This window comes from Dellaglioa sp. CoH-57-MRSF-20 (genome assembly GCF_056781955.1).
This window is the reverse complement of record NZ_JBXAXV010000002.1, coordinates 42,254-65,029: the sequence shown is the minus strand read 5'-3', so window position 1 is coordinate 65,029 and position 22,776 is coordinate 42,254. Positions and strand designations below refer to the sequence as shown.

The 22,776-nt window shown below is 34.2% G+C and carries 19 protein-coding genes and 1 other annotated feature; of the genes, 6 read left to right on the top strand and 13 right to left on the bottom strand.

Annotated elements, in window-relative coordinates; all coding sequences use genetic code 11:
* Nucleotides 1–43 precede the first annotated feature (43 nt).
* A complete protein-coding gene (aspS, locus tag AC1RPN_RS02115; RefSeq protein WP_481761360.1) occupies nt 44–1,813 on the bottom strand; it encodes an aspartate--tRNA ligase in 1,770 nt (589 codons plus the stop codon).
* Complete coding sequence (hisS, locus tag AC1RPN_RS02110; protein ID WP_481761361.1) at nt 1,810–3,123, bottom strand: histidine--tRNA ligase; 1,314 nt, start codon at nt 3,121–3,123, stop codon at nt 1,810–1,812. The genes aspS and hisS overlap by 4 nt, the downstream gene beginning before the upstream one ends.
* A gap of 55 nt (nt 3,124–3,178) precedes the next feature.
* Nucleotides 3,179–3,366: a binding site (T-box leader), on the bottom strand.
* 149 nt (nt 3,367–3,515) lie between these two features.
* On the opposite strand from hisS, the gene AC1RPN_RS02105 reads away from it, so the two are divergent.
* Nucleotides 3,516–4,373: an N-acetylmuramoyl-L-alanine amidase family protein gene (locus tag AC1RPN_RS02105; RefSeq protein ID WP_481761362.1), complete on the top strand. Its 858-nt coding sequence runs from the start codon at nt 3,516–3,518 to the stop codon at nt 4,371–4,373.
* A gap of 23 nt (nt 4,374–4,396) precedes the next feature.
* Here AC1RPN_RS02105 and AC1RPN_RS02100 read toward each other — a convergent pair whose 3' ends face one another.
* The 7 genes from AC1RPN_RS02100 to AC1RPN_RS02070 all read right to left on the bottom strand — a co-directional run bounded on the left by AC1RPN_RS02100 (nt 4,397) and on the right by AC1RPN_RS02070 (nt 10,413).
* Nucleotides 4,397–5,020, bottom strand: coding sequence for an HAD-IA family hydrolase (locus tag AC1RPN_RS02100; protein ID WP_481761363.1), 624 nt, complete (start codon nt 5,018–5,020; stop codon nt 4,397–4,399).
* A gap of 63 nt (nt 5,021–5,083) precedes the next feature.
* The gene (gene dtd, locus AC1RPN_RS02095) at nt 5,084–5,530 is read right to left on the bottom strand and encodes a D-aminoacyl-tRNA deacylase (RefSeq protein WP_481761364.1); all 447 of its coding nucleotides are present in this window, start codon (nt 5,528–5,530) and stop codon (nt 5,084–5,086) included.
* 24 nt (nt 5,531–5,554) lie between these two features.
* Nucleotides 5,555–7,783, bottom strand: coding sequence for a RelA/SpoT family protein (locus AC1RPN_RS02090; RefSeq protein WP_409022473.1), 2,229 nt, complete (start codon nt 7,781–7,783; stop codon nt 5,555–5,557).
* Between the two features lie 85 nt (nt 7,784–7,868).
* Nucleotides 7,869–8,192 carry a hypothetical protein gene (locus tag AC1RPN_RS02085; protein ID WP_481762180.1) on the bottom strand — a complete coding sequence of 108 codons (324 nt, stop codon included), beginning with the start codon at nt 8,190–8,192 and terminating at the stop codon, nt 7,869–7,871.
* 34 nt (nt 8,193–8,226) lie between these two features.
* Entirely contained in the window at nt 8,227–8,955 is a 729-nt protein-coding gene (locus AC1RPN_RS02080; protein WP_481761366.1) for a 16S rRNA (uracil(1498)-N(3))-methyltransferase, read from the bottom strand.
* A 9-nt stretch (nt 8,956–8,964) separates the two neighbouring features.
* Entirely contained in the window at nt 8,965–9,912 is a 948-nt protein-coding gene (gene prmA, locus AC1RPN_RS02075) for a 50S ribosomal protein L11 methyltransferase (RefSeq protein WP_481761367.1), read from the bottom strand.
* Nucleotides 9,913–9,924: 12 nt separating this feature from the next.
* A complete protein-coding gene (locus AC1RPN_RS02070) occupies nt 9,925–10,413 on the bottom strand; it encodes a DUF3013 family protein (RefSeq protein WP_481761368.1) in 489 nt (162 codons plus the stop codon).
* 172 nt (nt 10,414–10,585) lie between these two features.
* On the opposite strand from AC1RPN_RS02070, the gene AC1RPN_RS02065 reads away from it, so the two are divergent.
* The 5 genes from AC1RPN_RS02065 (at nt 10,586) to AC1RPN_RS02045 (ending at nt 17,046) form a co-directional block, all read left to right on the top strand.
* Nucleotides 10,586–11,545 (top strand): nucleoside hydrolase, encoded by a 960-nt coding sequence (locus AC1RPN_RS02065; RefSeq protein ID WP_481761369.1) that lies wholly within the window; start codon nt 10,586–10,588, stop codon nt 11,543–11,545.
* Between the two features lie 18 nt (nt 11,546–11,563).
* Nucleotides 11,564–11,929 carry a hypothetical protein gene (locus AC1RPN_RS02060; RefSeq protein WP_481762403.1) on the top strand — a complete coding sequence of 122 codons (366 nt, stop codon included), beginning with the start codon at nt 11,564–11,566 and terminating at the stop codon, nt 11,927–11,929.
* A 106-nt stretch (nt 11,930–12,035) separates the two neighbouring features.
* Nucleotides 12,036–13,577 carry a gluconokinase gene (gntK, locus tag AC1RPN_RS02055; protein ID WP_481761371.1) on the top strand — a complete coding sequence of 514 codons (1,542 nt, stop codon included), beginning with the start codon at nt 12,036–12,038 and terminating at the stop codon, nt 13,575–13,577.
* 21 nt (nt 13,578–13,598) lie between these two features.
* Nucleotides 13,599–14,951 (top strand): gluconate:H+ symporter, encoded by a 1,353-nt coding sequence (locus AC1RPN_RS02050; RefSeq protein WP_481761372.1) that lies wholly within the window; start codon nt 13,599–13,601, stop codon nt 14,949–14,951.
* A 112-nt stretch (nt 14,952–15,063) separates the two neighbouring features.
* A complete protein-coding gene (locus AC1RPN_RS02045) occupies nt 15,064–17,046 on the top strand; it encodes a cation:proton antiporter (protein WP_481761373.1) in 1,983 nt (660 codons plus the stop codon).
* A 39-nt stretch (nt 17,047–17,085) separates the two neighbouring features.
* Here AC1RPN_RS02045 and lepA read toward each other — a convergent pair whose 3' ends face one another.
* The 4 genes from lepA to grpE form a co-directional block, all read right to left on the bottom strand.
* On the bottom strand, nt 17,086–18,927 hold the full coding sequence (gene lepA, locus AC1RPN_RS02040) for a translation elongation factor 4 (protein WP_481761374.1): 1,842 nt from the start codon (nt 18,925–18,927) through the stop codon (nt 17,086–17,088).
* 122 nt (nt 18,928–19,049) lie between these two features.
* Nucleotides 19,050–20,189 carry a molecular chaperone DnaJ gene (dnaJ, locus tag AC1RPN_RS02035; RefSeq protein WP_481761375.1) on the bottom strand — a complete coding sequence of 380 codons (1,140 nt, stop codon included), beginning with the start codon at nt 20,187–20,189 and terminating at the stop codon, nt 19,050–19,052.
* Between the two features lie 125 nt (nt 20,190–20,314).
* Nucleotides 20,315–22,150, bottom strand: a complete 1,836-nt coding sequence (gene dnaK / locus AC1RPN_RS02030; RefSeq protein ID WP_481761376.1) for a molecular chaperone DnaK — start codon at nt 22,148–22,150, stop codon at nt 20,315–20,317.
* Nucleotides 22,151–22,175: 25 nt separating this feature from the next.
* On the bottom strand, nt 22,176–22,772 hold the full coding sequence (gene grpE / locus AC1RPN_RS02025) for a nucleotide exchange factor GrpE (protein WP_481761377.1): 597 nt from the start codon (nt 22,770–22,772) through the stop codon (nt 22,176–22,178).
* Between the last annotated feature and the right edge of the window lie 4 nt (nt 22,773–22,776).

Sequence of the window (22,776 nt, the reverse complement as noted above, 5' to 3'; positions counted from 1 at the left end):
CCTAAAAAAGACTAATGAGTTTAATCATTAGTCTTTTAAACGTCTATTTTAATTTATTTTCTTCAACTTTTAACGATAATTCATCTAATTGCTTACTTGCAACTAGACTAGGCGCATTCGTCAATGGCTCTGATGCTTTTGAATTTTTAGGGAACGCGATAACTTCGCGAATGTTATCTTTCTTTGCCAATAACATAGCAAATCTGTCTAACCCAATAGCCAATCCACCATGTGGTGGGAATCCATAATCAAGTGCATCTAGGAAAAATCCAAATTGTTCTTCCGCACTTTCTTTAGTAAATCCTAAAGCCTTAAACATTTTTTCTTGAATATCGCGTTTATGAATACGGATTGACCCACCACCCAATTCATAACCATTCAAAATAATATCATAACTTTGTGCATGTGCTTCATGTGGATTTTCATCAAGTAAATGAATATCTTCTTCATTTGGCATAGTAAAAGGATGATGCGCAGCAATAAATTTGTCAAAGTCTTCACTGTATTCAAATAATGGCCAATCAACAACCCAAAGGAAGGCGAATCTATTTTCATCAATCATATCCATCTCTTTGGCAATATCATTACGTAAGTAACCTAATGATGCACGAACAACACTTGCTTTGTCAGCAACAAACAAAATTAAATCTCCGACATTTGCACCAGCAGCTTCTTTAATTGCATCAACATGGTCATTTAAAAATTTAGCAATTGGGCCACTAAATCCTTCTTCAGTTACTTTTACCCAAGCTAACCCTTTAGCACCAAAACGTTCAATATAAGCCGTTTTAGCATCAATCGCTTTGCGTGAATACTTATCGGCACCACCAGGAATCGCAATAGCATTAACAAGTCCACCATTGTTTAAAGTATTAGTAAATACTTTAAAATCAATATCTTTAACTGCAGCAGACATATCTTTTAATTCCATATCAAATCTAATATCCGGTTTTTCAGAACCATATCTTGCCATTGATTCATTCCAAGTCATACGTTGTAATGGTAATTCGAGGTCAATATTTAAAGTATCTTTCATTACACGTTTTAATAAACCTTCTGTTAAATCTTGAATTTCTTCAGCAGACATAAATGATGTTTCTAAATCTATTTGCGTAAATTCAGGTTGACGGTCACCACGCAAATCTTCGTCTCTAAAACAACGAGCAATTTGGTAGTAACGATCAAATCCGGCATTCATCAATAATTGCTTAAATAATTGAGGTGATTGTGGTAATGCATAAAAATGCCCAGGATAGACACGGGAAGGTACAAGATAGTCACGAGCCCCTTCAGGTGTTGATTTTGTTAAATATGGTGTTTCAATATCAATAAAATTTTGATTATCTAAGTAGCTGTGAACAGATTGTGTAATACGGCTACGAATCATTAATGATTTTTGCATTTCAGGACGACGTAAGTCTAAATAACGATATTTTAATCTTGTATCATCTACAACATTAATATCATCTTGTATTTCAAATGGCGGTGTTTTTGCTTTATTCAAAATAACTGCATTATGAACTTCAACTTCAATCTTACCCGTTTTCATTCTTGGGTTGATTGCTTTAGCATCCCGTTGTGTCACTTTTCCTGCAACCTCAACAACAAATTCATTACGTAACTCTTCAGCAATCTTTAAAGCTTCGGAATCAAATTCTTGACTAAAAACCAGTTGAACAATGCCCTCACGATCACGTAAATCAATAAAAATTAAATTTCCTAAATCGCGTCTTTTTTGTACCCATCCCTTTAATGTAACTGTTTGACCAATAAAAGTTTCATCAACTAAACCATTGTATGTTGTTCTTTTCATTCTCCATCAGCCTCCATTTCTAATTTTAATGCCTTTTCATATACTTTCGAAAAATCAGTATATACATCTTCTAATTTTAATATAATTTCTTGACTTGTTTTCATATTTTTAAAATTCAAAGTTTGTGTTTCTAGTTCGCTCTCACCTAAAGTCATAACAAAATGAGCATTCATACGATTAGCAGATTTAAATTGACCTTTTGGTTTACGATTTAAATAATCTCTTTCAATTGAATAACCTGCCTTACGCATTGATTGCACGAGTTTTAGTGTTTCAGTATTCGTTTCTTCACCAATACCAACAACATAAACATCTAAACTTTGTTCAACGGGTAATTTTGCATCTTCAGCTTCAAGAACTAATAATAATCTTTCAATCCCCAAGCCAAAACCAATCCCTGGTGTTTCAGGACCACCTAATTGCTCAACAAGGCCATTATATCGTCCACCAGCACAAATGGTCGTAAATTTCCCACCAAATGCTTTTGAATCAGACATAATTTCGAAAATGGTATGGTTATAATAATCAAGTCCACGAACCATTGTTGAATCAACTTCATATGGAATTTCCAATGCATCAAGTAACACTTTTACTTGGTTAAAATGAGCCTGTGACTCTTCACTAAGGTAATCTAGAATTGATGGTGCATTTTTAACAATTTCTTGATCACCTTTATCTTTACTATCCAAAACGCGTAGTGGATTTTTTTCTAAACGTGCTTTTGAATCATCACTTAATTGATCAGCGAAGGGACGTAAATATGCAACTAATGCGTCACGATAATTATCACGACTATCATTATCTCCCAAAGTATTAATAGCTAATTTTAAATTTGTTAATCCAAATTTTGATAAGAAATCAATTGCCATTGCCATAACTTCAACATCAAGTGTTGGATTATCAACCCCAAAGGCTTCAACTCCAATTTGATGAAATTGACGTAAGCGTCCAGATTGAGGTCTTTCATAACGAAACATTGGTCCAATATAATACGTTTTAAATGGCTTTTGAATTTCTGGGCCATAAAGTTTATTTTCAACATACGCTCTAACAACTCCAGCTGTTCCTTCAGGACGAAGTGTTATATGGCGGTCACCTTTATCTTTAAAATCATACATTTCTTTAGTTACAATATCAGAAGTATCACCTGAAGTTCTTGAAAAAACCTCAAAATGTTCAAAAAGTGGTGTTCTAATTTCATCATATTGGTAACTTGAGAATATATTTCTAGCGGTTTCTTCAATATATTGCCATTTTTTTGAATCTGCTGGGATTATATCTGCTGTTCCTTTGGGACGTTGAAATTTCATTATAAATCCTCCTATTTGTGGCATTATATACAAAAAAGCACCCTCATCTAAATACGACAAGGGTGCTTTTGCACGGTACCACCTTAATTTTTTACTAATAGCTTAACGCAACTTAAACGACATGTGATTTAACCACACGCACCTCAAAAGTGTCTTTCGGTTAGCAAAAATGGTGAATATTTCAGCAAATTATTCACTCTCTATACAATTTAACTAACCTAATTTCTTTTTCATCGGTTTTAATATTTTATTAATTATAAAGTTACTCGAGTAACTCTCTAAAGTCAAGTACAGCTTAACTTACAATATTATTAAATTTGATTCTTACTATTGAACAAATATTTGGTATACTAATATTTAGATTCAATATCTATAGTTAAAGGAGTACATAAATGTCAACAAATAGAAAACATGGATTCAGCATAAACTGGCCAAGAGTCATTTTATTAATCATCATTTTTTGTACCCTATGTTTAGGTATTGTAAAAACGACAACTTATTTAAAAGAAACCGTTGTTACATCTGACAATATTAATGTACGTACCGGACCAAGTACGTCAAATAAAGTGTTAGACACTCTTAAGAAAGGTGAGCGTATTACAATTATTCGAGAAAAAAATAATTGGTCATACGTAAGTTTGCCAAATACTAAAAAAGGTTGGGTAGCAAACTGGATTCTTTCTAAAAAAAATGCCAAAGTGACTAAATTATCTGAAGCAACGATTGTTTTAGATCCCGGACATGGCGGTAACGATTCAGGTGCACTTTCAATCAAAGATAAACAAGAAAAAATCTACACGCTTCAAATTGTAAAAAAAGTAGCTTATCTTCTTAAGAAACGTGGCGCCAATGTGATTTTAACACGAGACTCTGATTCGTATGTAGATTTAGCCCCACGCGCTAAACTTGCAGAATCAAATAATGCAGATGCATTTATTAGTTTCCATTTTGATTCATCGCCTAATGATGATGAAGCAACTGGTTTAACAAGTTACTACTATAATAAGACAGCTGATTTAGCACTTGCAAATTCAATAAATGCCGAATTAAACGATACCGGTCTTGATAATCGTGGAACGGAATTTGGCGATTTTCTTGTTCTAAGAGATAATACACAACCATCCGTCTTACTAGAATTAGGGTACATTAATACAAAATATGACTTTAAGTTAATCCAAAGTAGCAGCTTTCAAGAAAAAACAGCAAAATCAGTCGTTGAAGGTTTAACAAATTATATCCAAAATAAATAAGACAATGCTTAACTATCATTGTCTTATTTTTGTATTAAATCAATTAATTTCAATACACGCTTATCTGGTTTTTCAACTGTTGAAATCATTTGATCAAAATCAAATAAATATCCCTTCATACCTGCATTATGCCCTGCAGCAATATCCAACTCCCGATCACCAATCATTGCTGCTTTCTGGTAATCAACTGCATTTTTTTCTGCAAGATAATTAAGTGACGCTGGATTAGGTTTCCTTGGAAATTTTTGATCTGAAGTAACAAAATCTGAAAACAAATGAATAATATTTGTTTCCCTAAGCATATCAATTGCGCTTTGATCCCTATGGGTTAATAAAAAGTTTTGTCCACCATTATCAACCACCCATTTACAAACTTCTTTTGCACCAGGAAATAATTTTGCATTTTTTTGACTCTGTCTTTCTAAATCATCATAGCTTACCCTCAATTGTTCAACATCTAAATTCAAATTTGTTTCTTGATAAATTTGAATTGCTTGTCTAACAGATTTTTCTCGCATAATTTTATAAATTTCTGTTCTAGTCGCAATTACATTTTGTAAACGTAACGCTTCTTGAAATGCCTTAACCATCTCAGGATAAGTATCAAAAAGCGTCCCATCAAAGTCCCAAAAATAATTATTTATCATTTTATACCCTCCAAATATTCTTTACACCAAAAAGATGTATTAGAGTTGATTCTAATACATCCTTTATTTTTTCTCTGTATCAAAAATAATTGTTACTGGTCCATCATTTATAAGTTCAACATCCATATCTGCTCCAAATTGACCTGGTTTAACAATAGTTACTATTTCAGCCAATTTTTGATTAAATTCATCATAATGTTCCTCAGCTAAATTAGGTTCTTCAGAATCTGTAAAGCTTGGTCTATTCCCTTTTTTTGTTGACGCGTACAAAGTAAATTGTGAAACAGATAGAATTTCTCCATTTATTTCTTGAATACTTAAATTCATTTTTCCCATATCATCTTCAAATAATCTGGAATTAGAGATTTTTTTTACCATATAATCTATCTCAGTAGATGTATCACCCGTCTTAAATCCCACCAATAAAAGATATCCTACATTAATCTGATTTAATACCTGACCATTTACCGAAACACTAGCCTTTTTAACACGTTGAACAACAATTTTCACTTCTTTAGTACCTCCATTAGAAAATTAATGAATTTTCCTTTTAACAGCATAAACGTCTTCAACACTTTTCAAAGTTTCCATAATTCTTTCTAATTGAACAATATCTTTTACGCCAACTGAAACATCCATTGTCGCAATTTTATTATTATCAACACGGCCATTAACTGAGCTTAATTGCTTAGTTGTATTATTCAATGATTGTAAAATATCATTCAAAAGTCCAGAACGATTGTACCCTTGGATTTCCAAATCAGATTGATAATTAGATTTATCATCCATGGTTTTATCCCATTTAACACTAATAATTCTTTCCCCGGACTCTTCAGCTTTAATAACATTAGGACATTCAGTTCTATGAACTGAAACACCACGCCCCTTTGTAATATAACCAATAATGTCATCTCCTGGAATAGGATTACAGCAATGACTTAATCGAACAAGTAAGTTATCGACGCCATCAATTACAACACCACCATCATGGCTACTTTTACGATTTTTTTCAGATACGTCTGGTTTTTTCATTTCTTTATGTTCTTCAAGGATTGCCTTCTGCTCATTAACTTGTCGAACTTCTTCTTCTTTAGAGCGAATATCTTCCGTTAAAGCATTGGCGACACCTAACGTTGCTACCTCTCCAAATCCAATTGCAGCATACAAGTCATCTGATTCAGACAATTGTCTTTTATCCAAAAGCTGTTTCATATTTTCTTTTGTAATGACTTTTTTAGGATCAAATCCTAAATCAATTAATTGCATCGTCAATAAATCTTCACCTTTAGCTGCATTAGCAACACGATCTTGTAGTTTGAAGAAGTGTTTAATTTTATTTCTAGCTTTATTTGTATGCACCAAATTAACCCAATCACGGCTTGGTCCTATTGAACTTTTACTAGTTAAGATATCAACAATGTCTCCATTTTTGACTTGATAATCTAATGGCACAATCTTTCCGTTAACTTTTGCACCCGTTGTATGATGTCCAATTTCAGTATGAATACTGTAGGCCATATCAAGTGGTCCTGCACCTTTGGGTAATTCAAAAACATCACCTTTAGGTGTGAATACATAAACGCGGTCACCAAAGATATCGCCTTTAACACTTTCCATAAAAGCAGAAGCATCATCAGTCTCATCTTGTAATTCAATAATTTCTTTAAACCAATTTAATTTTGTACCCGCGTCATCTTGCTGAACTTTCTCTTTCACACCTTCTTTGTAAGCCCAATGTGCTGCTACACCAAATTCAGCTATTTCATGCATCTCTTTTGTTCTAATTTGAACTTCAAAAGGACGTCCCTCTGGTCCGACAACAGTCGTATGCAGAGACTGGTACAAGTTAGCCTTTGGAATCGCAATATAGTCTTTAAATCTTCCAGGCATTGGTTTCCATCTAGAATGTATTGCCCCAAGTACCGCATAACAATCTTTAATTGATCCAACAATTACTCTAACAGCTAGGAGGTCATAAATTTGAGAGAATTGTTTATGTTGGTCTTTCATCTTTTTATAGACAGAATACAAATGCTTTGGTCGCCCATAAATTTCGCTTGAAACTTTTAAATCACTAATGGAAACTTTTATTTCTTCAATAGCTCCAGAAATATAAGCCTCACGTTCTTCACGTTTAGAATTCATCAAATGAACAATTCGATAGTATTGTTGGGGGTTCAGATAACGTAATGAACTATCTTCTAATTCCCACTTAATCGTACTAATACCTAAACGGTCTGCCAATGGTGCATATATTTCTAACGTTTCATTTGCAATTCGTCGTTGCTTATCTGGACGTAAGTGTTTTAACGTCCGCATATTATGTAACCTATCTGCTAATTTCACAATAATAACACGTAAATCTTTAGACATCGCTAACAATAATTTACGATGATTTTCAGCTAATTGCTCTTGATGAGATTTATATTGAATTTGACCTAATTTTGTTACACCATCGACAATTACTTGCACATCTTTACCAAAAAGTTCGCCTACATCACCTAAAGTAACTGGTGTGTCTTCAACAACATCATGTAAAAATCCTGCACTAACAGTCTCCGGATCCATTTTTAATTCTGCAAGAATACCAGCAACTTGTATTGGGTGCATTATATATGGTTCGCCAGACTTACGATATTGATTCTTATGAACATAGGTAGCAAAATCACATGCTTTTTGTACAAATGCAACATGTTCTTCATTCATATAGCTTTCAACGATTTCCAAAACGTCTCTAGCACTCCACATTTCTTCTTTTGTCATATCTACACACCTCTTTTTATATAAAATAAAAATACGCGATTCCATAATGCAGTCCGCGTACTCATGTATTCATAAAGTATTTGTATTATTTTTTTGAAATTCCCCATGTTAATAATGATAAACAAAGATAAATAATTGCAAAAAAGATAGTGATACTTTGAAATAAATGGCACAACACACCTATTGCAAAAATAACTGGAAAGAAAAAGTTAAAAATCAAACTATGATCATTTCTACCAATAATAACACCAATAATGATAGAAAAAATGACATTTACTATAAATAAAGAAACACCAATTTTTATAACATCGTTTGCATTAACTAAGGTCAGTACCATCGGGACCACAATTCCGATGGCAATACTTACCGTTAAGTACCATGCAGCTGTTATGCTTAGAAAATTTTTCAAAAATATTTCCTCATTTCGTTTTCTCATGCCTTACTTAACTTAATTCACTAACAAATGAAAGGCTCGCTAATAAGTATAACGGAGCAGTCTCTGCACGTAAAATTCTAGGTCCTAAGCCTACCTTTTGATAACCAGCTGTAGCTAACTTATCAATTTCTGATTTTGAAATACCACCCTCTGAACCAAATACCGCAATCATATTTTGATTAGGTTCAATCAAATCAAATGATTTTTTTAGTTGGCTAACCTCACCTTGTTTAGCAGATTCTTCATATGCAACAATCTGAATATCATAAGATTGTTGAAATATCTCATCAATTTTTTTAGCGTATGAAATCGTTGGAATTTTAGTTCGATGTGCTTGTTCTGCAGCACCCTTAGCAATTTTTTTTAAACGTTCAATTTTTTTAGCCTGCTTTTTTTGATCCCATTTTGCAATAGAAAAATCACTATTAAAAAATATAAAATGGGCAGCCCCCATTTCTGTACCTTTTTGTACAATCCAGTCTGCCTTATCTTTTTTTGAAAGAGCCGACGCAATTGTTACTTCTACTGGCAACTCAACTAATGTTTCTACTGTCTTTTGATAATCAAAAGTAGCTGAACTTTCAGTAACCTGTTTCATCTTTGCAACAACAACCTCTGTTGATTGCTTAACGAGTTCAACTTGATCACCAACAGCCAAACGCATAACTTTAATTGCATGATGAAAATCCTCATCTGTTAAAATTAACTCATCAGATTTCAAAAAATATCTCTGCATCTTTACTACCTAACCTTCCAAATCCATTTTAACTGCAATAATTGAGAACCAGTCACCCATATTTAAAATCTGTTGTATTTCAAATCCACCAGTTACCAGTGACTCCTTGATTAAATCGACTTTATCTGCAATAATCCCAGATGTCACAAAATGGCCACCTGGATTTAAATTTCTTCTAGCTTGCGGAATTAACGGTACAATAATTTCGGACAAAATATTAGCCACAATTAAATCAACCTTATTATCAATACCATTTAGTAAATCATTAGCTGCTACATGTATCTGATTTGCAATTGGATTTAAGTTGAAATTTAATACGGCAGCATCTACTGCAATATCGTCCAAATCATACGCATCAATATGACCAACACCAAGATGTTTTGCAGCAATACTTAAAACACCTGAACCTGTTCCAACATCAATCATAGATTCATTTCCACGTATTACTTGCTCTAGTGCTACCAAAGCTAGCCGGGTTGTGGGATGTGTTCCTGTACCGAATGCTTTACCAGGGTCTAAACGTATCACTTTTTCATCAGGTTGGACCACCTGATATTTCTCCCAACTTGGTACTATTGTTAGGAATCGGGTAACTCTAACCGGATGGTAGTATTGTTGCCATTCCAATCCCCAACCTTGGTCATCCACTTCATTCAATTCAATCAGACCACGTCCCGGATTAAGTCCAAAATCAGCTAATTGATTAACCCTACTCTGTATAGTTGGCAATATTTCAGGAATAAAAATAGTTTCAGGGAAAAAGGCAGAAATCTTTGCTCCATCATTTTGGTGCTCAACTGATGTAAAATCGTTCCCGTCTAAATTATCCTGCATTAATTTTTCAAAATCTTTTGAATCATCAATTTGGACACCTTCAGCACCACTTTCAATTAAAATATTAGAAACCGCTTCTACAGCTTCACTACTTGTTGAGATACTTACTTCTGTCCATTTCAAATTGAAATCCTCCTAAAATTTTGGATAAATTAATCGCATACTTTTTTCTGTACTTTGTGCTTTTTGAATTTTTTCAAAATCGCTAGCTGACCAACTTAGTTCAAAGAATTCAGCATCATCATCATTCAAAAAATCTAACAAATCACTTTGACCATTGTCTAGTACAATTTGTAAATAGTTAATAAATGCTGCTGCCTCTGAGCGTTCCCAACCCGATTTCCCTTGAAAGGGTAATGTTGTTAAATACTCTTTTTCAACTTCCTTTGAGTCAAAACGTTCTTCATCATAGAGTAATATAGCATCCCCAAATGAAATAATGGGTAATTCTGAGTTAACACCTTCAATATCAAGAATTGCTTGTTGTGACTTATTCTCAGCATAAAATGTGAGATCTACTGTAAATGTATGATCCTTTTTCTGCCAATCTAATACAATATCACCATCAAAATCAATTTTTGGTAATTCCTTCTTTAAATAATCAAACAATGTTTCTTGTGCCATACTATCACCTCATATTTTAAATAAATTTAAATTACATCAAATTTTGTTTAGTTCTCAAAGTTTATTATAAAGCATTGCATTCATTCATGCATTAATTAAAGAGGAAAACGATAACAATTTATCGCTTTTTTTGGTAAACTAAGGTTATTAAAATATTGGGGAGGTTTTATTTATGGGAAGAAAGAAAATGATTTTGGATTTAGACACTGGTATTGACGATGCATTGGCTATTGCCTATGCTCTCGCTAGTACCGAAATTGATTTAATTGGTATTGTAGGTTCTTACGGTAACCTGCAAATGCTAGCTGGTGTTCAAAACAGTTTGAACTTACTTAATTTATTAGGTGAATCAAATATTCCAGTTTATCTCGGTGAGAAACATTCAATCACGACTCAATCTTTTGATACTTTAGAAATAAGCCAAGAAATACATGGTATGAACGGTTTAGGTGACATAAAAATCCCTAAATCAAGCCAACCATACGCCTCAGAATCTGGAATCGATTTTATTATCGATTCTGCACATGAATTTCAATCAGATTTAATTATTGTGCCTACTGGTCCATTAACGAACTTATCATTAGCCATAAAAAAAGATCCTAAAATTGAAACATTAATTGGTAAAGTCGTTTTAATGGGTGGTGCTTTAACAATCCCTGGAAATGTAACTGCCGTTGCTGAAGCAAATATTAATCAAGATCCAGAAGCCGCAAATGAAGTATTCCAAAGTAAATTGCCTATTACAATGGTAGGTCTAGACGTAACACTTAAAACACTTTTAACAAAAAAAGAAACAGAGCTATGGCGTGAAATTGACAGTCCATCAAGTCGAGCTTTCGCCGATATTGTTGATTACTATATTAACGCCTATGCAAACCTAAAAACAAATTTAGACGGCTGTGCTTTGCATGACCCCTTAGCTGTTGCCGTTGCTATAGATGCATCTTTAGTCACTACTTTACCTATCAATATGAAAGTTGACACAGAAGCGCCTTTTTCTGGACGTACAATCGGTGACGAGACACGCCTAAATTCAAATCAAGCAACAACGGTTGTCGCTGTTGCCGTTGAAACCGAAAGATTCTTATCGACTTTTATGACACGTTTATCAACTTTATTTTCAAAAAATTAAATTTAACGGAGTTTACTTATGCAATATCTCGGTCCATTCATTCTTTCCATTTGGTTTATTATGACCACTATTATTTATATTTCTACATTTACGAAAAAAAAACGTCGAAAATTTTCATATAAGTCACTTTTTTTTGGCTCGTTAGCCTGGGAAAAAAATAGTCGTAACTGGCTATTGATACTGGGACTTTTTTCGCTTATTAGTTTAAATCCTATTACAGATACATTTATCTTTTTGATGATACTTGGTGGTTACATTGCTGTTACCTCATGTTTAAACTTATTCTTACATCATGGTAATCGCCGTCAAACTATTCTAATCATTATTCTTTCCTTCTTTTTAATTTTAGCAGCATTCTATCCTTTATTATCAAATTTTAAATAAGTAAAGATAGTTGCTTTAAATTAACTCAAAGACGATAATGTAAGCGTTAACTGTAATTTTAATAAACTTTATTATTCATACTACTATTTATTCAAGGGAGATCACTATGCCACATATAATCGGTGTTGATATTGGAACAACAAGCACGAAAGCAGTTTTATACGATCTTAAAGGTACCGTAATTGAATACGCTAATATTGGTTACTCACTTTATCAAGAAGAAAATGGGATGGCTGAACAAGATCCTGATGAAATTTATGCTGCTGTAACAAAAGCAATCACTGAGGTCAATAAAAAAGCGAACTTACGCCCCACTGATTTAAAAGGCGTTTCATTTTCAGCTGCCATGCACAGTTTAATTCTACTTGATAAAAATCATAAACCGTTAACTAGATCGATTACTTGGGCTGATAACAGAGCTAGCAAGTGGAGTGATGATTTAAATGAATCAGGTGTTGGTCATGAAATTTATCTCAAAACTGGAACACCTATTCATCCTATGTCACCATTATCAAAACTAATTTGGTTAAAGAATGATAAACCAGATTTATTTAATCAGGCAGCCTATTTTGTTGGTATTAAAGATTATATTTTATATCAATTATTTGATCGACTTGTTATTGATCATTCTTTAGCGTCAGCTACAGGCTTATTCAATATTTTTAATTTAGATTGGGATAAGCAAGCATTATCTGTAACTGGTGTCACACCTGAACAGTTACCAGAACTAGTTGAAACAACGTACCAACTATCCGGACTAAATACTGAATTTTCTAAAATAACTGGTATCCAACGTGATGTTCCTTTTATTGTTGGTGCAAGTGATGGTGTTCTATCAAACCTTGGTGTTAATGCTATCGAACCGGGTGTTGCGGCTGTCACAATTGGTACGAGTGGTGCCGTTAGAATGGTTATCGATCACCCTGTTACAGATCCTAAAGGTAGACTATTCTGTTATGCGCTCGCCAAAAATAAATGGGTCATTGGTGGGCCAGTTAACAATGGCGGTATCGTCTTCCGCTGGTTGCGCGATGAGATATTTACACCCGAAAAAATTACTGCTGAACAAATGAAAATTGATCCCTATGAAGTCATCACTCAAATTGCAGAAAAGGTTCCTGCCGGTTCCGATGGACTCCTCTTCCACCCCTATCTTGGTGGCGAACGGGCACCACTCTGGGATGCTAATGCTAGAGGTTCATTCTTTGGTTTAACACGTCAACATACACGTGCGCATATGGCTCGAGCTGTACTTGAAGGGATCGTTTTCAATTTAGACATGGTCATGTTAGCACTAACTGAAATTGCTGGGAAACCCACTAGAATCCAAGCAACAGGTGGTTTTGCCCAATCATCTTTATGGCGACAATTATTAGCCGATATTTTTGAACAAGAAGTTACAATTCCTGAAAGTTTTGAAAGTTCTTGTCTTGGCGCAGCTGTCTTAGGAATGCAAAGTTTACATTTAATTGCTGATCTATCTGCTGTTGAAAATATGATTGGTTCCATGCATGTCCACCAACCACAAAAAGAAAACTTTGAAGTATATCGTGAGCTATTACCTATATTTGTTCGAGTAAGTAGGTCATTAAGCGCTGAATATAAAAATATTGCTGATTTCCAGCGGAAACATTATCATCAAATCTAGTTTCATTGGGGGAAAGTTACTATGCCACTTTTAATTGTTTTTATTGGGATTCTCTTTTTACTTTTATTAATCATTAAATTTAAATTAAATACATTTGTTTCATTAATTATCACATCATTTGTTGTTGCCATTGGATTAGGGATGCCTTTAGATAAAATCACGACTTCTATCGAAAATGGTATTGGTAGTCAATTAGGTCATTTATCCTTAGTCTTCGGTTTTGGTGCTATGCTAGGTAAACTGGTTGCTGATTCAGGTGGTGCTTATCGGATTGCGACTACTTTAATTAACCGATTTGGTCGAAAATGGATTCAATTAGCAGTCGTACTTGCATCATTCATTATTGGTATTGCATTATTTTTCGAAGTTGGTATTGTTTTATTGATCCCAATCGTTTTTGCGATTGCTACGGAATTAGGAATTTCAGTTTTATATCTTGGGATTCCCATGGCAGCTGCACTTTCAGTTACTCATGGCTTTTTACCACCTCACCCCGCCCCAACTGCAATTGCATCAGCACTAAATGCTAATGTAGGGATGGTTCTTATTTACGGATTACTATTAGCTATTCCGGTAACATTGATTGCCGGTCCACTTTTCGCTATGATTGCAAAAAAATATATTCCTTCGGCATTTAAGCAAAAAGGAAATTTAAGCGCATTAGGAACACAAAAAGAATTTAAACTTGAAGATACACCTAGTTTTGCAATGAGTACTTTGACATCTTTATTTCCCGTTGTAATTATGGCTATTTCAACAGTTTACGACATGATTATTAATAAAGGGATAACACCAAAGAACCCTAACTCTATAGATTCCTTTTTCATGTTCGTTGGGTCTCCTGGCGTTGCCATGCTGCTCTCCCTTCTGTTCGCTATCTATTCAATGGGTATTGCCCGAAAGATCCCAGTCAAAGATATTATGGCTTCTCTTGAAGTTGCCATTAAACAAATTGCAATGCTACTCTTAATCATTGGTGGTGGAGGTGCATTTAAGCAAGTTCTTGTTGATGGTGGTGTCGCAGATGTTATCTCAAGAATGTTTGAATCCTCATCGTTATCACCATTATTGTTAGGCTGGTTAATTGCTGCACTTCTTAGAATTTCTCTTGGTTCTGCAACAGTTGCTGCATTAACAGCTGCCGGTCTAGTCAGTGGTTTAATAGCTGGGTCAGGCGTTGATCCTGCATTAATGGTTATCGCCATTGGTTCAGGTAGTTTAATTGCATCTCACGTAAACGATGCTGGTTTCTGGATGATTAAAGAATATTTTGATCTAACCGTTAAAGAAACACTCGCAACGTGGACCGTTCTTGAAACAGTCGTCTCTGTTTCAGGGCTCGGTGGTGTTATGCTTATTAACTTATTCGTATAAATTAATAAAAGGCTAAGTTATTTTAGATAACTTAGCCTTTTATTATGTTGTTAAATTTAGACATGTGTTAAAATAGACACCATTCTAAATTGAAATTATTGGAGGCAATATTATGGATTCACTATCTGCTATCTTATTATTACTTGGTGGCGTGGTTATCGCAAATGTGATTGCTGTTAAGTTTCCAAAAGTTCCACAAGCTTTTTATCAAATTGGTATAGGATTAGCGCTTTCTTTATTACCAAATTTCCAACATTTCGAACTTAACCCAGAATTATTTTTTATGATAATCGTTGCACCTATTATTTTCAATGAAGCCCAAAATACATCTAGAAGAGCATTAGCTAGAAATATTTTAACGACGCTTTCATTAGCCATCATTTTAGTTGGTGCAACAATAATTGTCACTGGGTTTTTAGTTCACTCAGTCTTACCTGATTTATCACTTGCCTTAGCATTTGCGTTAGCAGCGATTGTCACACCCACAGATACAGTAGCAGTATCTTCAGTGACAAAAAATTTACCGATTCCTGAGTCAATGATGAATATATTGGAAAATGAATCCTTGTTTAATGATGCATCTGGTATTGTTGGTCTTAGTTTAGCATTAACTGCTTTCTCTTCAGGTACTTTTTCTATGAACGAAGGTCTAAGTGCTTTTAGCACATCATTTTTTGGTGGACTCTTAATTGGTGCATTTTTAGGATTAGTATTCGTTAAAATAAGGTTAACGTTACTAAATTGGCACATCGAAGATACAGCAATTATGATTCCAATTGAAATAATAACTCCTTTTTTAATTTATTTTATATCTGAAGAATTAGGTTGTTCAGGTATTTTAGCAGTCGTTGCTGCCGGTTTAATTCATGGTGTTCAAAAAGATCGTTTACGGTTATCTTCAACTAAATTACAATTTATATCAAGTAGTATTTGGAAAGTACTTACAGATGCTTTAAATGGGTTTGTTTTTGTAGTTCTAGGTTTAACATTGCCTACTGTTACCTCGGATTTATTAAAAAGCTCAGGATTTAATTCACTAATTTTACTTGTTATTAGTATTGGTATTTACTTTATTATGACACTAATGCGTTTTCTATGGTCCCACTTCCTATTAAAAAATTTATCAACAAAAGACGATTTTACATTTGCCCTAAGTGGAATTCACGGAACAATTACACTATCCATGGCATACTCATTACCATTAGTAACTGTTTCAGGAATTGAATTCCCTATGAGAAATGAAATCATTTTTATAGCTGCATTAGTTATATTAATTAGCATGTTAGTTCCTACTTTCCTACTACCGCACTTAATTACCAAAAAGAATGAGATTACTATTTTAGAAAATATTGGTGAAATTCGTTCTAAGATGGTTATTTACACTGTTGAACAACTTAATGTCACAAATATTCCTAGTCCAGAAAGACAAACAGTAATTGAAACGCTATATAACCAACAAAATTTTTTAAAACGGCCTAAAAAGAGTGATTTTTATGACCTATTAGAAAAAACACAAGAAATTGAAGAAAATATTTTGCATGAATTATTATCGAGTGGTCAGGTTTCTGAAAAAACTGGTTCTTGGTACGAAAAGTATCTTGCTACAACTTATCAATCAACCCGTGGATTTTCACTTAAACATCTCATAATACACTTGAAATTCTATTCACTTCATTTATTTAAACATTTTGCTATTAAGAAAGGCGAAAAAGCGCTATCTCAGGTTACTGAAAATCAAAAAAATACTTTCAAAAAATATTATAATAATACAAAAGATGACTTTATTTTAATGGAGGAATCTAGTTATCAGGCAGCAATTACTTATTTAACCTCTATTACCACTGTTGACAATTCAATGGCCGTTACTCTGGTTAGACAATTTTTATCAGTTAGACACAGAAGAATGTTTTCAAATGAGACTGAACTTATCTTACAAAATAATATTTTTATAAATGCCTTTCAATTAGAATATAATTTTGTTCAACTTCAATTAGAACAAAAATTAATCACCCCTGCAACGGCAAATCTGTTAAGAGAACAAATTTCATACGATGAGATGGTTTACATGCAAAATAATGAAGCATACTTATCATAAAAAAAACGACAACCAGACTTTTCCGGTTGTCGTTTTTACTTATTTTTTCTTAGATTCTTCATCTTCATCAATTTTCAAGACTGCCATAAATGCTTCTTGTGGAATCTCAACATTACCAACTTGTTTCATTCGTTTCTTACCAGCTTTTTGTTTTTCCAAAAGTTTCATACGGCGTGTTCGATCTCCACCATACAATTTAGCTGTAACATCCTTACGGTATGCTTTAATATTTGTTCTTGCAATAATTTTTTGTCCAGCAGCAGCTTGAACTGGAATTTCAAACATTTGGCGCGGAATTAATGATCTTAATTTATTGACGATACCTTTTCCACGTTCAAAAGAAAAATCACGATGAACAATAAAACTCAATGCATCAACTGCTTCACCATTCAACAAGATATCAACTTTAATTAAATCACTTGGACGGTAACCCTCTTCTTCATAATCCAGGGATGCATATCCACGTGTATTAGATTTTAATTTATCAAAGAAATCAAAGATAATTTCTGATAAAGGCATATGATAAATAATATTTACACGGAATTCATCTAAGTAATCCATCGTCTCAAAAACACCACGTTTTTTTTGACAAAGTTCCATGACTGCTCCAACATATTCATTAGGTACCATAATACTTGCTTTCACATAAGGTTCGTTAATTTGCTTAATTGATGATGGTTCTGGCATTTCAGAAGGGTTAGAAACAATTATTTTCTCACCATCAGTTAAATCAACATGATAAATTACAGATGGTGCCGTTGTAATCAAATCTAACCCAGATTCACGTTCTAACCGCTCTTGGACAACATCCATGTGTAATAACCCTAAAAATCCACAACGGAACCCAAATCCTAGTGCTTGTGACGTTTCTGGTTCAAATTGTAAAGCAGCATCATTTAATTGTAATCTTTCAAGTGCCTCACGTAATTCATTATATTTTGAATTATCTACGGGATATAACCCACAATAAACCATAGGATTAATTGCACGGTAACCATCTAGTGCTTCAGTTGCTGGATTGTCAGCTGAAGTTACTGTATCACCAACTCGTGTATCTCGAATATCTTTAATTGCCGCTGTAACATACCCAACATCTCCGGCCATTAAAAAATCACGATTAACTGCTTTGGGTGACATAACCCCAACTTCAGTCACTTCATATTTTTTCTTACTATTCATTAATTCAATTGTGTCGCCAGGTTTTACAACACCGTCAACCACCCGAATACTCAAAACAACGCCACGGTAACTATCATAGATTGAATCAAAAATTAAAGCTTTCAATGGTTTTTTTAAATCACCATTTGGTGCAGGAATTTTCGTTACAATCTGTTCCAGCATCTCTTCAATACCAATACCATTTTTAGCACTTGCCAGAACGGCATCAGAGGCATCTAATCCGATAACATCTTCAATTTCTTTTTTTACCATTTCAACATTAGCAGATGGTAAGTCAATTTTATTAATAACTGGTAAAATCTCCAAATCATCATCAATCGCTAAATAAACGTTTGCGAGTGTCTGTGCCTCAACACCTTGAGCAGCGTCTACAACAAGTACAGCACCTTCACAAGCCGCCAAACTCCTTGAAACTTCATAAGTGAAATCAACATGTCCTGGTGTATCAATTAAATGAAAGATATATGTTTCACCATCTTTAGCAAGATAATGTAATTCAACCGCATTTAATTTAATTGTAATTCCACGTTCTCGTTCAAGATCCATCGAATCGAGTAATTGATTTTGCATCTCACGTTTAGTAACTGTATCAGTCATCTCGAGGATACGATCCGCAAGTGTGGATTTTCCATGATCAATATGTGCTACAATCGAAAAGTTTCGAATATGTTTTTGTCTATCTTGCATTTCTTCAAAATCCATTAATAGCGTCCTACTTTCTTGTTTCTATCTCTTCTGATTATAACAATCAACGCTACTAAACACAATTACAGTTCGCATACAAAAAAATAGAATCATCTTAGAAGACGATTCTATTTTTAACTTTATTTCTTATTTTTAAATTGATCTTTTAACTTATCAAATAAATTACCTTCGCCAACAACGTTTTTACCGCTAGCTGTAGCAAATTCTTTCAAAGCATCTTTTTGTTCTTTTTTAAGATTACGAGGTGTTTCAATATTAACCGTCACTTCTTGATCACCATTACCCTTACCATGTAATTTAGGCGCACCCTTATCACGTAATCTGAAAGTCGTTCCAGTCTGTGTTCCAGCGGGAATCTTCATTTTTACATCTCCATGAACGGTTGGAACCGTTACTTCGTCGCCCAATGCAGCTTGGACAAAGCTAATTGGAACATCAATGTAAATATCAGGACCTTCACGGTCAAATGTGCCACTAGCCTGAACTCTAAAGATAATGTATAAATCTCCATAAGGTCCACTATTTTCACCAGATTCACCTTGTCCTTGAAGACGCATCTGTTGACCATCTTCAACACCAGCAGGAACAGTTACTTTAACTTCATGTCTTTCATCAATATGGCCTGATCCATGACATGTATCACATTTTTCTTTAATCTCTTTACCTGTACCATGACAAATATCACATTCTTGTTCAGTCATCATGTTTCCAAGTGGCGTACGACGCTCAACTTGGATAGTACCTCGACCACCACATTTATGACATGTAATTGGAGAAGTTCCAGGTTTTGCTCCAGAACCAGAACAAGTAGCACATAGACTTTTACGATTGTATTTAATTGTTGATTCTTTACCAAAAACACCTTCATTAAATGTCAATGTCATCTCGTATTGCAAATCACGACCTGCTCGTGGAGCGGTTGGATCTTGGGAAGCACCACCACCGCCGAAAAATGAACTGAAAATATCTTCAAATCCACCGCCGCCAAATCCACCTTGTTGTCCTTGACCACCAAATCCTCGGTAAGCACCACCTTGAGACCCAGCTGAACCATATTGATCGTATTCAGCTTTCTTTTGTGGATCACCAACTGTTTCATATGCTTCAGTGATTTCTTTAAATTTATCTTCGGCACCAGCATCCTTATTAATATCCGGATGATATTGTTTAGATAACTTACGATACGCTTTTTTTATTTCTTCAGGTGACGAATCTTTAGTCACACCAAGTACATTATATGGATCTTTGTTCTCTGCCATTCCGTACCTCCGAATAACCTTTTTGGTTTTTATTGCTCTAAATAGGATAACATGTCTAACATGAAATAAAAAGCCAAAGTCCCAAAGGCCTTTGACTTTCTATCACACTCAAAATTTAGTAAAGATTACTTCTTATCTTCAGGGTTAACTTCTTCGAAGTCACCATCGACAGTTTCATCTTTAGGGTCTTTAGCCGTGCCTTCAGCACCAGCTTCACCTTGAGCTTCTTGTGCTTGTTGATACAATTTAACAGTTAAGTCTTGAACAATTTTATTCAATTCATCTTTCTTAACTTTCATATCTTCAACATTGTTATCTTCTTGAGCTTTCTTCAAAGCATCACGAGCATCTTCAGCAGATTTAATTTCTTCTTCAGTTACTTTACCTTTTAATTCTTCCAAAGTTTTATCAACTGAGAATAATAATTGATCAACTTCATTCTTCAAATCAACTTCTTCTTTACGTGCCTTATCTGCTTCTTCGTTTTCTTTAGCTTCATTAACCATGCGTTCGATTTCGTCTTCTGCAAGACCACCTGAACTCTTGATTGTAATTTTTTGTTCTTTGTTTGTGCCTAAATCTTTAGCAGAAACGTTAACAATACCATTTTTATCAATATCAAATTTAACTTCAATTTGAGGGATTCCACGAGGTGCAGCAGGAATATCATTTAATTGGAAACGGCCTAATGTTTTATTATCAGTAGCCATTGGACGTTCACCTTGTAAGACATGGATATCAACGGCAGGTTGGTTATCTGCAGCTGTTGAGAACGTTTGTGACTTGCTTGTTGGGATCGTTGTATTACGATCAATTAACTTAGTAAAGACGCTACCCATTGTTTCAATACCCAATGAAAGTGGTGTTACATCAAGTAAAACAACATCCTTAACATCACCAGTAATGACACCACCTTGAATTGCAGCACCAAGTGCAACAGCTTCATCAGGGTTAACTGATTGGTTAGGTTTGTGATCTGTTTCTTTTTCAACTAATGCTTGAACAGCAGGAATACGTGTTGAACCACCAACCAAGATAACTTGATCAATATCAGCATTTGTTAATCCAGCATCTTTTAAAGCATTTTGAACTGGAATACGTGTACGTTCAACTAAGTCTTGTGTAAGATTATCAAATTTTGCACGTGATAATGTTGCTTCTAAATGTAAAGGTCCAGCAGCACCGGCTGTAATAAATGGTAAGCTAATTTGTGCACTAGTAACACCAGATACATCTTTTTTAGCTTTTTCAGCAGCATCTTTAAGACGTTGCATTGCCATTTTATCTTTTGATAAGTCAATACCATTTTCTTTTTTGAAGGTCTCAACTAACCAGTCCATGATTTTTTGATCAAAATCATCTCCACCAAGTTTAGTATCACCGTTTGTTGATAGTACTTCAAAGACACCATCACCTAATTCAAGGATAGAAACATCAAATGTACCACCACCTAAATCGAATACAAGGATTTTTTCATCTTTTTCAGTATTTTCAAGACCATATGCTAAAGCAGCAGCAGTAGGTTCGTTAACAATACGTTCAACTTCTAAACCGGCAATTTTACCAGCATCTTTTGTAGCTTGACGTTGTGAATCGTTAAAGTAAGCAGGAACTGTAATAACAGCTTGTGTTACTGATTCGCCTAAGTAAGCTTCAGAATATTCTTTGATGTATTGTAAAATCATAGCAGAAACTTCTTGTGGTGTGTATGATTTTCCTTGAATATCTACTTTGTAGCCTTCTTCTCCCATGTGACGTTTAATTGATGCAACAGTATCAGGGTTTGTGATTGCTTGGCGTTTAGCAACTTCACCAACTTGAGTTTCGCCATCTTTAAATGAAACAACAGATGGTGTTGTACGATTTCCTTCTGGGTTTGTAATAATTTTTGCTTCTTTACCTTCTAACACAGCAACAGCTGAGTTAGTTGTTCCTAAATCAATTCCTATAATTTTTGCCATAATTTATCTACCTCTTCTTATATTATTATTGAGCGACAACGACCATTGCTGGACGTAACACTCTATCTTTTAATTTATATCCTTTTTGAAGGACTTGAACAATTGTATCTGCTTTTTGATCATCAGAAGCTGGAACTGTTTGAACTGCTTGGTGAACATTTGGATCAAAAGTAACGTCATCAGTTGCAATTTCTATAACGTCATTATTAGTTAATGCTTTTTGTGCATCTTTATAAACTAATTCAATACCTTTTTTAAGTTGTTCGCCACTCTCAGTGTCAACCTCAATTGCCAATGCTCGTTCCAAATTATCGATAACTGGTAGAACATCTTTAGCTAATGATTGCCCGCTATACTTTAAGAGTTGTTCTTGTTCTTTCTTAAAGCGTGTATTCATATTTGCCATTTCGGCTTCTGCTCGTAAATATTTATCTTCCATTGTGTCTAAACTAGCTTGTAACTCAACTAATTTATCTGCATCAGAAGGCTTTTTACTAAATTTTTCTTTTACTTTATCAGTAACAGAACTTTTTTTCTCATTTTGATTAGTTGCTTCACTAGACTGATGTTGCTCTTGTGTAACATCTTCTTCAACTAAATCTTCTTTGGCATCTTTAACCACACAC